Raw genomic sequence first — 11986 nt, 5'->3', positions numbered from 1 at the left:
AGGGTGCAGCCATGGATCATGCTCTGACACCCTTTGTCTGGACAGTCTCCCGCGACGCCGAGGTCATGGCGAAACCTGACCCCAAGCCCCTGCGCGCGCCGGTGTTCATCCACGATGCGGTTACCCCTTGGGGGGCTGAGACGATGCTGCTGAAACTCCTGCGCGAACAGGCCGCCGATCAGGACGAATAGGTCGGGTGAAACTTGCCGCCTGGCGACAGGGTAAAGATATCGACCCCATCCGCCGTTACGCCCACCGAATGCTCGAACTGTGCCGACAGCGACTTGTCGCGGGTCACGGCGGTCCAGTCATCGGCCAGTGTCTTGGTTTCGGGACGGCCCAGATTGACCATCGGCTCGATGGTAAAGAACATGCCTTCCTCAAGAACCGCGCCTGTGCCGGGGCGGCCATAATGCAGCACATTCGGCGGCGCGTGGAACACGCGGCCCAGACCGTGCCCGCAAAAGTCGCGAACAACACTCATCCGGTGCGCTTCGACATAGGCCTGAATGGCATGGCCGATATCGCCGAACGTGTTGCCCGGCTTGACCATCTCGATGCCCTTGAACAGTGCGTCATGGGTTACCTGGATCAGACGCTCGGCCTTGCGCGGCAGTTTGCCCGCCACATACATGCGCGAGGTGTCACCGAACCAGCCATCCACGATGACGGTCACATCGATGTTCAGGATATCGCCATCCTTCAGCTTCTTGTCACTGGGAATACCGTGGCAAACCACATGGTTCACACTGATGCAGCTGGCGTGCTCATATCCTTTATAGCCGATCGTGGCCGAGGTCGCGCCCGCATCCTCGACCATCTGCGTGATCAGCCCGTCAAGCGCACCCGTGGTCTGACCGGGAAAGACATGCGCGGCGATATCATCCAATATCCGCGCCGCCAGAGCGCCCGCCGCGTGCATCCCGGCAAAATCACCCTGTTCATAGATGCGGATACCGTCCTTGGTCAGGCGGCCACGATGCTCTTTCATCGACGCAAAGCTCCAAATGTTACGCGCGGCACTTCTTTTACGCTGCTTGTGCAGAAAGTACCAGAGGGCGCAGTGTATCAGGCGGCACATGGGGCAGAACCACGAGAGTTCAAGAACTTGAACTGAAGTTAGGTTTCAAATCCGGTTTGACCCATCGACCATTGCGTTGACGCATAACGGATTGGCGTTTGTTCAGTTTACACAGCAAATTTCACAGACAGCCTCTGCCCTGTTATTGTTGCGATGAACTCCAACAACTAAAGGAGCGCACTGAAGTGCCACGACAGCTCCCGCACGAGACAGACAAAAAGTATTTGGTTTTTGCCGGAACTGGCACGGATCTGATCTTTAACCACGGCATAGATTTGCCGGGATTTGCCTCATTTCCATTGCTAGAGAACCCAGAAACCCGTTCTGTCCTGGCAGGTCAGATGCACGCGCTTGTTCAGTTGGCGGGCGAGATGGAAGTGGGTTGTATACTTGATGCACCGACTTGGATGGCCAATGCTGATCGGGCTGCTCCTCTGGGTTACGATGCCGAACAACTGGATGAAATAAACCGGGATGCTGTCGCGTTAATGGAAGACGTGCGTCAGAGCGCTGGTCGAGATGACGTTTTGGTTTCTGCCTGCGTCGGCCCACGCCACGATCCCTATGCGGACGTTCCGGCCATGTCGATCGATGATGCCCGTCAGTATCACAGTGCGCAGCTTGCCGTTTTGAAACAAACCAGCGTCGACTTGGTGACAGCTTATACGTTCAACAGACCTAGCGAAGCAGCGGGCTGCATTCTGGCTGCGCAGGATTTGGGACTACCGATAGTGATGTCATTGGTAGTTGAAACCGACGGGTGTCTGGCTGATGGAACAAAGCTTGTAGACGCGCTGGATCAAATCGATGTCGCCACGGATGCGGCTGCGCAGTTCTTCATGGTCAATTGTGCCCATCCGACCCACTTTTCCGATGCGCTAAATCGCCATCCAAGACTAAGAGGCGTTGTCGCAAACGCATCAAGTTGCTCTCATGCGGAACTGGATGAGGCCGAGGAATTAGACGAAGGTGACCCCCATGTGCTTGGGCAAGAGATTGCGGACGTCGTGCATAACAACCCGTCAATTTCAGTGATAGGAGGGTGCTGCGGTACAGATATGAGGCATTTGAAACTCATGGCACAAGCGGTTGCTGCGTCTTAGACGCGCGCCAAACAGTCTCAATCAGTGCTCCTTAGTCAATCGCGCGCATTTTGGGCTACGTCAACAGGCCAGGGTCATGCTGGTTGATTACTGGAAAGGTACTGACGTCAACCCAAACCCCATCCGGCGAAATCCGCGTCCCGCAAATCATCCGCTCTACCCCTTGCGCCTGCGCGACCTCAAACGCCGCCGCATAGGCCGGGTCGATATCCGCGGCCAGCGCGAACCGGTCGCAATCGGTGCGTTGCACCAGGTACAGCATGATCGCCCGGTGCCCCTGCGCCGCCATCTGTGCCAGCTCGCCCAGATGTTTGGTGCCGCGCGCGGTGACGCTGTCGGGGAACTCGGCCAGACCGGGCTGGCGGGACAGCGTCACGCTTTTGACCTCGATATAGGCATCTGGCAGGCCGGGGCCGCTCAGCAGGAAATCGATACGGCTGTTTTGCCCGTATTTCACCTCGGGCCGGACAGTGTCATAAGCGGCCAGCTCGGGGATCTCGCGCGCCTCAAGCGCTGCCCGCAGGGCGCGGTTCGGGACGGAAGTATCGACCCCGGTGAAATGCCCGTTTTCGTGATCCACCAGCCGCCAGCCGAATTTCAGCTTTTTCTTCGGGTCGTCATTGGGCTCAAGCCAGATCAACTGGCCCGGTTCAGCCAGCCCCATCATGGATCCCGGATTGGCGCAATGGGCGGTCACTTCGCGCCCGTCATCCAGCCTGCAATCGGCCAGAAAGCGTTTGTAGCGACGGATCAGGCGGGCGGGGACAAGAGGGGTTCCAAAACGCATGTCTCACGGCCTATACCTGCCCCTGAAGACGATCAAGAGGAGTCCGCGCCATGGCCAATCCAACCGCAGCAATGCTGGTGATCGGGGATGAAATCCTGTCGGGCCGCACCCGCGATGCAAACATGCATTATCTGGCGCAGGAGCTGGCAAAACACGGCATCGATCTGAAAGAGGTCCGCATCGTCAGCGATGACGCCCCCGCCATCGAAGCGGCGGTCAAAGCGCTGTCTGACAGCCACGACACCGTCTTTACCAGCGGCGGCATCGGCCCGACCCATGACGATATCACCGCCGATTGCATTGCGCGCGCCTTTGACACCCCGATTGACATTCGCGACGACGCGCGCGCGCTGTTGCAGGCGCATTACGACAAATCCGGGATGGAACTGAACGCTGCCCGCCTGCGCATGGCGCGTATCCCGGATGGCGCGACATTGATCGACAATCCGGTCTCGACGGCGCCGGGTTTCACCCTGAAGAACGTGCATGTGATGGCCGGGGTACCGCTGGTGTTTCAGGCCATGGTCGCCAGCGTCCTGCCCACACTGACCGGTGGCAGCCCCTTGTTGTCGCAAACCCTGCGCGTGGACCGGGGCGAAGGCGATATCGCCGCAAACCTGTCCGCGCTGGCCGAGGATTTCAGCGATCTGTCCATCGGTTGCTATCCGTTTCAGATCAACGGGGCCTTCGGGGCCAACGTGGTGGTGCGCGGCACCGATGGCAGCCGGATTGACGCGGCCATGACCCGTCTGGCGAAAGAGCTTGCGCTTTGAGAGGCGACTGGGCGGACATCGTTGACGGCACATGGCCTGCCGCGCGGTATCGCAGGCTGGGGCCGTTTCAACTGCGCGAAGGGCAGGGAGGTGGCTCGCGTGTTTCTGCGGCCAATGCGCTGGCCCCGGCCAGCGATGCCGATATCGACGCGGCCGAGGCCGCGATGCAGGCCATGGGGCAGAAATCCATCTTCTGCCTGCGCCCGGGGGATGAGGCGCTGGACGCAAAGCTGGCGCAACGGGGATATGACATCCTTGATCCGGTCAACATCTATACGTGCCCCGTCTCTCACCTCACCGATCAGCCGATCCCTCCGGTCATGGTGTTTTCGGTCTGGGAGCCGCTTGAAATCATGCGCGAAATCTGGGCGGCTGGTGGGATCGGGCCCGAACGTCTGGCGGTGATGGAGCGCGCGAAGGGTCCCAAAACCGGTCTGCTGCTGCGCCACAACGACCAACCCAGCGGCGCAGCCTTCGTGGCGATGCATGGCGATGTCGCGATGCTACATGCGCTTGAAATCCTGCCCGCGCACCGCCGTCAGGGGCTGGGTCAGTGGACCATGCGCGCCGCGGCGATTTGGGCAGGTGACAACGGTGCTCAAACCTTCAGTGTGATCTGCACCAAGGCCAATGAAGGTGCCAATGGTCTCTATCGCGCCCTCGGGATGGAGATCGCCAGTGAATACCATTACCGTCACCTTGTCTGAACAAAAGGGGTCGCCATGACACAGAAAGACATGCCCACCGCGCTGAACCTGCCCATGGTCGATCCGCTGCCGCCGGAAACGCAGAAATACTTCGATATTTGTGTCGAAAAGCTGGGCATGGTGCCGAATGTGCTGAAAGCGAACGCCTTCGATATCGACAAGCTGAACACTTTCACGGCGATGTATAACGATCTGATGCTGGCCAACAGCGGCCTGTCCAAGCTGGAACGCGAGATGATCGCCGTGGTCGTGTCGTCGATCAACAAATGCTTCTACTGTCTGGTCGCACACGGCGCGGCGGTCCGGCAGCTTTCAGGCAACCCGCAACTGGGTGAGATGCTGGTGATGAATTACCGCGTTGCCCCGATCGAGCCCCGGCAGCGCGCGATGCTGGACTTTGCCGCCAAAATGACCACCGCCAGCGCCGAGATCGAAGAACCCGACCGCCAGAAGCTGCGCGATGCAGGCTTTACCGACCGCGATATCTGGGACATTGCCAATGTCGCCGGGTTCTTCAACATGTCCAACCGGGTAGCCAGTGCCACGGCAATGGTGCCCAACCCCGAGTATCACGCGCAGTTTCGATGATCCGATCAGCCGCCCTCATTGCCACGCTGCTGGCTGGGCCGGTTCTGGCGCAGGACCTGACCCTTCCAGCCAGCGCCCGCCAAATCAGCGACCGCACCTCGCCGCTGGACAGCTATGACCTGCCAACGGGGCCTTTCGCGAATGGCGCGGTGCCTGCTGACACCCTCGAAGGCCGGGTTGAACGCTACACGTGGCGGCTTCAGGCGGGCTCAAGCACAACCCTCCAGCTTTTGACCCCGCTGCGCGACCAGATCGAGGCGCAGGGCTATAAGATTCTGTTCGAATGTGATGCCCGCGCCTGTGGCGGGTTCGATTTCCGCTTTGGCACCGAGGTCGTGCCGACCCCGGATATGTATGTCGCCATTCAGGATTACCGGTTCCTGTCGGCCACCAAGGGGCCTGTTGCCCTCAGCCTGTTGGTCAGCCGCAACCCCCCGGACGGGTATGTCCAGATGATCCGCGTCACACCCCAGAATGCACCGGACCCTGTTCCGGTCGTGATCGAACAGGCAGTCGAGGGGTCGGGCGGGCTGCTTGAGGCGCTGGCAACATCGGGTCACGTGATACTGGACGATCTGCATTTCCCAACCGGTGAGGTTGCGTTGGGCGAAGGGACATACGCCTCTCTGACCCTGCTGGCCGGGTATCTGGCCGAAAACCCCAAGATGCGCCTAGCGCTGGTGGGGCACACCGATGACACCGGCGCGTTGCAGGCCAATATCGCGGTCAGCAAAAGCCGGGCCGAGTCGGTCCGCACCCGTCTGATTGATGCGCATGGTGTGGCCGCCGACCGGATCGAGGCGCAGGGCGTCGGCTATCTGTCCCCGCTCACCTCGAACGCAACCCCCGAAGGGCGCGAGCTGAACCGCCGGGTCGAGGCGGTCTTGCTCGTCAACTGACCCACCACAGGTACAGCGGCAATCCGACCGTGATGTTGAACGGAAACGACACACCCAGCGACAGGGTCAGATAAATCCCGGCCTCGGCCTTTGGCAGTGCAATTTTCATGGCGGCCGGAACCGCGATATAAGACGCCGAGGCCGACAGCACCATGAACAGGAACAGGCTGCCTTGCGGCAATCCGATCACCGCACCGACGGCCCAGGCCATCAGCGCGCCGATCAGGGGCATCAATACGCCAAATGCGAACAGGCCAACCGACAGTTTGTCGCGATTGCTGATCAGGCTGCGCCCCGCCGAAAGCCCCATATCCAGCAGGAACAGGCACAGGATGCCAGTGAAGGGCGTGACGATGAAAGGCGCGATCATCTGCATGCCTTCACCCCCGGTTATGGCCCCGATCAGGAACGCCCCGGTCAACAGCACAATCGATCCATTGGCCAGTAGATCACGCCACAGCTTGTCATCCTTGACGCCATTGCCGCCGGTCTTGTGCGCCAGCCACAGCGCCGACAGAATGGCCGGCACCTCCATCGCTGCCGCAACCGCCACCATGAACCCGTCATGGGTCAATCCCACCAGATCCAGCAGGCTGGTGGCGGTGACAAAGGTGACAATCGAAATCGAGCCGTAATGCCCTGCGACCGCCGCTGCATTTAACGCATCCAGCCGTGTCATAACCCTCAGCAGGGCAAAGGCCACGAAGGGGATGGTAAAGGACAGGGCCACGCCGCCCAGCAGGGTCAGGAACAGTTGCAGGTGGATGCCATGCGCGGCAAGGCTGGCACCGCCTTTGAACCCGATGGCCAGCAGCAGGTAAAGCGACATGAACTTGGCCGCGCCCGCCGGGATAGACAAATCGCTGCGCACAAAAGCGGCCAGAAGCCCTAGGGCAAAAAACAATATGGTGGGCACCAGCAGGTTGCTGGACAGCGTCTCGATCACTCCGGGCATACTTGTCTCCTGATCCCTCGTTTCAGGGCTAGGTGCCTTGCAAAATTGATTTCGCCAAATACTATCTTTATAAGTTTAATATAGTTTCAGGCTATGAAATGCGTCCAACCCTGCGCCAATTGGAATACATCGTCACGGTCAGCCGCCTCGGGCGGTTCAGTTTGGCCGCCGAGGTGCTGAATGTCAGTCAACCCAGCCTGTCGGCGCAAATTGCAACCGTAGAACAAGAGCTTGGCGTTCGGATCTTTGACCGCAACCGTGGTGGAATTCAGGTGACCACAAAGGGGGAAGAGTTCATCTCGCGCGCGCAAAAGATCCTTGCCGAGGTCAAGGACCTGCGCCACGCCATGACCAACGATATGCCTGTCGGAGGAAGGTTGCGACTGGGCGTTTTGCCTTCGATCGGGCCGTACCTGCTGCCGCAAGCCATCAAAGAGGTGCACCGCCTGCGCCCCGGATTACGCATTGTCGTGCGCGAGGAAAACACCCGCGATCTGGAACAGGGCCTGAAATCCGGTCGGTTTGACCTGATCCTGTCAACGCCCGAGGATCACCCCAATACCGTTCAGCACCGCTTGTTCAACGAACCCCTCTGGGTTGCGGTGGCCGTTGACGACGTTCTGGCGCAGGACCCCCAGGGCGTCAGAGCTGCCGACTTGCAGAACCGGCTGTTCCTGACCCTTGACCAAAGCCACCGCCTGTCGCGCATCGTCTATGCGCTGGCAGCCGAATGCGGTGGTGTGGTTTCGGATGAATATGAAGGCACAACGCTTGATTCCATTGTCTTGATGGCGGCCTCGGGGGTTGGGGTTGCGGTACTGCCGGATCTGTTTGCCCGCAGACAGGGCATTTACCGCGACGAAGTACGGCTGCGCCCGCTGTCCATTCCCAATGCCAATCGCGATATCGCATTGCTGGCGCGCAACGCCGAAACGCCGCCGCCGGGTCAGAACGTATTGACGGAAAGCCTGCGCTCTTCCGCGCGATCCATCGGCCTGACAGTGATTGGTTCATAAAAAAAGGCCCGCACTTTGACATGCGGGCCAAAGGTTGGTCTTCAGGGAGAAACTACCAATCCATCGGGCTTTTGTCTTCGAATGCATCGACCAGAAAATCGATGAAGGCCCGTACTTTGGGTTGTGTGAAGCGGCCGGGCGGATAAACGGCGTAAATGCCCTGTACCTCGTCCGGCAGGGACGGCATGGCATCGACAACCCGCCCCGATTTCAACGCTTCGGCATAAAGGTAGCTGGGCAGATACGCGATCCCCAGCCCCGAGATGGCCGCGTTCAGCAGCGACTGGCCGTCATTCACGCTCAGCCAACCCGCGGTGCGCACCTGACGCTTCTCGCCAGACGGTGCGGTCAGTTTCCAGACATTGCCTGACGACTGGCTGGAATAGTGCAGCAACTTGTGTTCGTTCAGATCGTCGATCTTCTGCGGGCGTCCGAACCGTTCGATATAGCTGGGCGCGGCGACCATGCGTTTGACCGTTTCGGTCAGCTTGCGGGCGCGCAACGTGCTGTCTTCCAGCTCACCGATGCGCACGGCCACGTCAAATCCTTCGGAAATCAGTTCGACATAGCGGTTGTTCAGCACCATGTTCACGGTGATGTCGGGGTAGACGGCCAGGAAATCGGACAGGACCGGCGACAGGTGATTGACACCGAAATCCGTGGCTACGCTGATGCGCAGCAGTCCGGACGGGGCCGATTGCATCGATGTGACCAGCGAATCCGCTTCACCCGCATCATTCAGAACGCGACGCGCGCGGTCATAATAGGCCAGGCCGATTTCTGTCGGCGACACCCGGCGCGTGGTGCGGTTCAGCAGCCGGGCTCCCAGACGCGCTTCGAGGCTCGAGACGTGTTTGGACACGGCCGATTTGGAGATGCCCATCTTCTTGGCCGCATCGGTGAAGCCACCCTGGTCCACCACGTTGGCGAAGGCTTCCATTTCGGTCAGTCGGTCCATTCTCGTTCCCCAGATCTTGATTTCCAACCCGACTATCGCTCTGAATCTGGGCGGAATCGGGGCATACATGGGATAATATCAGGGATTTGAATCGGATCGTTTGCGTATGAGAAACGCAGAAACAGTGGTTTCCAAACCGGCCCCGACGCCTGCGATACTGCGTTTTCCACGCAATCATACGTTTCTGTTCATCTTAGAATGGCATTTTTGTGACGACAGAGGGGGTCAGGAAATCCGTTTTCTCCATCTCCGTCCTTGTCGGTCTTTTGGCCGGGGGCACGGTACCCCGAAAACCCTTTTCAAAGCCAAGTTTCACCACCACGCCCAGCGGCGACACCGGGCCGCAACCCCTGTTCCCGGACCGATCGCTATTTACATCTTCGCGGATGTTCGCGACCCTGCGCGCATTTGCAGGGGGTTTGAATGTCACTGGAATTCTTCATCACATCCATGATCGTCGTGCTGCTGCCAGGCACCGGTGTCATCTACACACTGGCCGTTGGCCTTGGCCGCGGTTTCCGGGCCAGCGTTGCCGCCGCGGTCGGATGCACAGTGGGAATCGTTCCCGCTGCCGTGGCCAGTATCGTCGGGCTTGCCGCATTGCTGCACACCAGTGCCGTGGCGTTTCAGCTCGTGAAATACCTTGGTGTCATTTACCTTTTCTACATGGCGTGGGGCATCCTCAGGAGTGGCGGCGCCTTGGATGTCACCGCCGACAAGACCGCGAAAAGCAGTTTCAAGATTGCCATCACGGGAACGCTCATCAACGTGCTGAACCCTAAGCTGTCGCTGTTCTTTCTGGCGTTTCTGCCGCAGTTCCTGCCAGCCGACACGGCGAACGCAGGGGGTGCGCTGATCCAGCTGGCCCTGGCCTTTATGGCCATGACCTTTGTTGTCTTCGTCGGATACGGGGGCTGCGCAGCACTGGCCCGCGACTATGTGATCCGCCGTCCAACGGTGATGAAGTGGATCAGGCGGAGTTTTGCAACGGCCTTTGGCGCACTGGGTGCAAAACTCGCGCTGTCCGACTAGGAAACGCTAAACCGGGGCGATCAGAACTTCGCCGCCAGCCGCGTGCCCTGATTGATCGCGCGCTTGGCGTCCAGCTCGGCGGCGACATCCGCACCCCCGATCACATGGGGGGTGATGCCCCGCTCGATCAGCGCGTCCGCCAGTGACCGTTCGGACACCTGACCGGCACATAACACAATGGTATCGGCCGCGATCACCGTCGGGTCTGCGCGCTCTTCGCCAAAGCTGACATGCAGGCCGTCATCGTCGATGCGTTCATAATTCACACTACCCACGAAATTGACGTTCTTCATCTTCAGCGTTGCCCGGTGAATCCAGCCAGTGGTTTTGCCCAAACCCTTGCCATGCGCCTGTTTCTTGCGCTGCAACAGGGTGACCTGACGTGCGGGGGCGCTGGGTTGCGGCCCCTCGGGCGCCAACCCTGCACGGTGCTCAGCCGGGTCCGTCACGCCCCATTCCTTCATCCACATTGGCAGGTCGGTCGTGGCGCTGTGGCCCTCTTCCAGCAGGAACTCGGACACATCAAAGCCGATGCCACCGGCCCCGATCACGGCAGCAGACTTGCCAACCTCGGCCTTGCCGCGCAGCACGTCGATGTAACTTAGCACGTTGTCCCGATCCTGCCCCGGTATCTGCGGATCACGCGGGCTGACACCGGTGGCGATGACCACCTCGTCAAAGCCGGTCAGGTCATCTGCGCCTACCTCGCGGTTCAGTTCGACAGTCACGCCCAGATCATCCATCATGGTACGGTACCAGTCGACAAGACCCCAGAATTCTTCTTTCCCCGGCACCTGCTTGGCCATGTTCAGCTGCCCGCCGACCTCATCAGCGCGGTCGAACAGGGTAACATCGTGGCCGCGCTGGGCCGCGATCATTGCGGTCGACAGACCGGCAGGGCCTGCACCCACAATGGCAATGGATTTGCGCGTTTTTGCCGGTTCAATCACCAGCTCCGTCTCATGACAGGCGCGCGGGTTCACGAGGCATGAGGTCAGCTTGCCACTGAACGTGTGATCCAGACAGGCCTGATTGCAGGCAATGCAAGGCGCGATCTTTGCCGCCTGATCTGCCATCGCCTTGTTGACGAAATCTGCATCCGCCAGCATCGGGCGGGCCAGCGAGACCATGTCGGCGCAGCCGGTCGAAAGAACCTCTTCGGCCACCTCGGGCGTGTTGATCCGGTTCGATGTGATCACCGGTATCCCCACCTTGCCCATCAGCTTCTTGGTCACCCAGGCAAAGGCCGCGCGCGGCACGCTGGTGGCGATGGTAGGGATCCGCGCCTCGTGCCAGCCAATGCCGGTATTGATGATCGTGGCCCCGGCCTTTTCGATCTCCTGCGCCAGTTGCACCACCTCGTCATGGGTCGAGCCGTTGGGGACCAGATCGATCATCGACAGCCGGTAGATGATGATGAAATCGGTGCCCACCGCCTCGCGCGTGCGGCGCACAACTTCGATCGGCAGACGCATCCGGTTCTCATAAGACCCGCCCCAGCGGTCGGTGCGCTTGTTGGTATGGGTCACAAGGAACTGGTTCAGGAAGTACCCTTCCGACCCCATGATCTCGACCCCGTCATAACCTGCCTTTTGCGCCAGTACGGCGGCGTTGACGATATCGCTGATCTGCTTCTCGATGCCCTCTTCATCCAGCTCAGTGGGCGGGAACGGAGAGATCGGCGATTTCACCGGGCTGGGTGCCACGCATTTCGGCCCATAGGCATAACGACCTGCGTGCAGGATCTGCATCGCGATCTTGCCGCCCGCTTCATGGACGCGCTGCGTCACGATGGAATGGTGCGCCACGTCCTTGTCGCTCACCATCATCGAGGCCCCCGGCAGGACCGAGCCTTCAAGGTTCGGACCAATCCCGCCCGTCACCATCAGGGCCACGCCGCCCCGCGCCCGGTCGGCATAGAACTCGGCCACCCGGTTCCAGTCGCCGGTCTCCTCAAGCCCCGTATGCATCGAGCCCATCAGCACGCGGTTTTTCAACGTGGTAAAGCCCAGATCCAGCGGGGCCAGCATATTCGGGTACGCAGTCATGGCGGAACTCTCCCTCCTGAATTTGACCGCTAGATTGAC

General features: G+C 60.1%; 13 protein-coding genes. 8 read left to right on the top strand and 5 right to left on the bottom strand.

All coding sequences use genetic code 11. The annotated features are described in order from the left end of the window. Positions 1 to 11 precede the first annotated feature (11 nt). The gene (locus ACR0D9_RS07760) at positions 12 to 191 is read left to right on the top strand and encodes a hypothetical protein (RefSeq protein WP_267364635.1); all 180 of its coding nucleotides are present in this window, start codon (positions 12 to 14) and stop codon (positions 189 to 191) included. Here the strand turns inward: ACR0D9_RS07760 and map are convergent. Then, complete coding sequence (map, locus tag ACR0D9_RS07755; protein WP_480484570.1) at positions 179 to 991, bottom strand: type I methionyl aminopeptidase; 813 nt, start codon at positions 989 to 991, stop codon at positions 179 to 181. The genes ACR0D9_RS07760 and map overlap by 13 nt on opposite strands. A 275-nt stretch (positions 992 to 1266) precedes the next feature. Between map and ACR0D9_RS07750 the strand changes: the two genes are divergently transcribed. Further along, positions 1267 to 2184, top strand: a complete 918-nt coding sequence (locus tag ACR0D9_RS07750; RefSeq protein WP_480487052.1) for a homocysteine S-methyltransferase family protein — start codon at positions 1267 to 1269, stop codon at positions 2182 to 2184. A gap of 55 nt (positions 2185 to 2239) precedes the next feature. Here the strand turns inward: ACR0D9_RS07750 and sfsA are convergent, their stop codons facing one another. After that, a complete protein-coding gene (sfsA, locus tag ACR0D9_RS07745) occupies positions 2240 to 2971 on the bottom strand; it encodes a DNA/RNA nuclease SfsA (protein ID WP_480538289.1) in 732 nt (243 codons plus the stop codon). 50 nt (positions 2972 to 3021) lie between these two features. Between sfsA and ACR0D9_RS07740 the strand changes: the two genes are divergently transcribed. The 4 genes from ACR0D9_RS07740 to ACR0D9_RS07725 are packed head-to-tail and all read left to right on the top strand — an operon-like array spanning position 3022 to position 5938. Next, a complete protein-coding gene (locus tag ACR0D9_RS07740) occupies positions 3022 to 3744 on the top strand; it encodes a competence/damage-inducible protein A (RefSeq protein WP_480538287.1) in 723 nt (240 codons plus the stop codon). Then, entirely contained in the window at positions 3741 to 4451 is a 711-nt protein-coding gene (locus ACR0D9_RS07735; RefSeq protein WP_480538285.1) for a GNAT family N-acetyltransferase, read from the top strand. The genes ACR0D9_RS07740 and ACR0D9_RS07735 overlap by 4 nt, the downstream gene beginning before the upstream one ends. A gap of 15 nt (positions 4452 to 4466) precedes the next feature. Continuing rightward, complete coding sequence (locus ACR0D9_RS07730; protein ID WP_209505114.1) at positions 4467 to 5039, top strand: peroxidase-related enzyme; 573 nt, start codon at positions 4467 to 4469, stop codon at positions 5037 to 5039. Then, on the top strand, positions 5036 to 5938 hold the full coding sequence (locus ACR0D9_RS07725) for an OmpA family protein (RefSeq protein WP_480538283.1): 903 nt from the start codon (positions 5036 to 5038) through the stop codon (positions 5936 to 5938). Before ACR0D9_RS07730 ends, ACR0D9_RS07725 begins: the two co-directional genes overlap by 4 nt. Here ACR0D9_RS07725 and ACR0D9_RS07720 read toward each other — a convergent pair. Beyond that, positions 5931 to 6893: a sodium-dependent bicarbonate transport family permease gene (locus ACR0D9_RS07720; RefSeq protein ID WP_480506523.1), complete on the bottom strand. Its 963-nt coding sequence runs from the start codon at positions 6891 to 6893 to the stop codon at positions 5931 to 5933. The two genes, ACR0D9_RS07725 and ACR0D9_RS07720, sit on opposite strands and share 8 nt — an antisense overlap. Positions 6894 to 6991: 98 nt before the next feature. Here ACR0D9_RS07720 and ACR0D9_RS07715 point away from each other — a divergent pair, with 98 nt between their 5' ends. Next, on the top strand, positions 6992 to 7909 hold the full coding sequence (locus tag ACR0D9_RS07715) for a hydrogen peroxide-inducible genes activator (RefSeq protein WP_480538281.1): 918 nt from the start codon (positions 6992 to 6994) through the stop codon (positions 7907 to 7909). 52 nt (positions 7910 to 7961) lie between these two features. On the opposite strand, the gene ACR0D9_RS07710 is transcribed toward ACR0D9_RS07715, so the two are convergent. After that, a complete protein-coding gene (locus tag ACR0D9_RS07710) occupies positions 7962 to 8867 on the bottom strand; it encodes a LysR family transcriptional regulator (protein WP_209505110.1) in 906 nt (301 codons plus the stop codon). Between the two features lie 423 nt (positions 8868 to 9290). Between ACR0D9_RS07710 and ACR0D9_RS07705 the strand changes: the two genes are divergently transcribed. Next, positions 9291 to 9899: a LysE family translocator gene (locus ACR0D9_RS07705; RefSeq protein WP_480484578.1), complete on the top strand. Its 609-nt coding sequence runs from the start codon at positions 9291 to 9293 to the stop codon at positions 9897 to 9899. Positions 9900 to 9919: 20 nt separating this feature from the next. Here the strand turns inward: ACR0D9_RS07705 and ACR0D9_RS07700 are convergent, their stop codons facing one another. Then, positions 9920 to 11947, bottom strand: a complete 2028-nt coding sequence (locus ACR0D9_RS07700; RefSeq protein WP_480484579.1) for an FAD-dependent oxidoreductase — start codon at positions 11945 to 11947, stop codon at positions 9920 to 9922. Positions 11948 to 11986 lie beyond the last annotated feature (39 nt).

It is taken from the genome of Ruegeria sp. AK11 (genome assembly GCF_056541095.1).
The sequence above is the reverse complement of the archived record's forward strand: the minus strand, read 5'-3'. Positions and strand labels throughout refer to the sequence as shown.

Coding starts and splice junctions, on each gene's coding strand:
- ACR0D9_RS07760 (WP_267364635.1), top strand. CDS start 12: ATGGATCATGCTCTGACACCCTTTGTCTGGACAGTCTCCCGCGACGCC.
- map (WP_480484570.1), bottom strand. CDS start 991: ATGAAAGAGCATCGTGGCCGCCTGACCAAGGACGGTATCCGCATCTAT.
- sfsA (WP_480538289.1), bottom strand. CDS start 2,971: ATGCGTTTTGGAACCCCTCTTGTCCCCGCCCGCCTGATCCGTCGCTAC.
- ACR0D9_RS07740 (WP_480538287.1), top strand. CDS start 3,022: ATGGCCAATCCAACCGCAGCAATGCTGGTGATCGGGGATGAAATCCTG.
- ACR0D9_RS07730 (WP_209505114.1), top strand. CDS start 4,467: ATGACACAGAAAGACATGCCCACCGCGCTGAACCTGCCCATGGTCGAT.
- ACR0D9_RS07725 (WP_480538283.1), top strand. CDS start 5,036: ATGATCCGATCAGCCGCCCTCATTGCCACGCTGCTGGCTGGGCCGGTT.
- ACR0D9_RS07720 (WP_480506523.1), bottom strand. CDS start 6,893: ATGCCCGGAGTGATCGAGACGCTGTCCAGCAACCTGCTGGTGCCCACC.
- ACR0D9_RS07715 (WP_480538281.1), top strand. CDS start 6,992: ATGCGTCCAACCCTGCGCCAATTGGAATACATCGTCACGGTCAGCCGC.
- ACR0D9_RS07710 (WP_209505110.1), bottom strand. CDS start 8,867: ATGGACCGACTGACCGAAATGGAAGCCTTCGCCAACGTGGTGGACCAG.
- ACR0D9_RS07705 (WP_480484578.1), top strand. CDS start 9,291: ATGTCACTGGAATTCTTCATCACATCCATGATCGTCGTGCTGCTGCCA.
- ACR0D9_RS07700 (WP_480484579.1), bottom strand. CDS start 11,947: ATGACTGCGTACCCGAATATGCTGGCCCCGCTGGATCTGGGCTTTACC.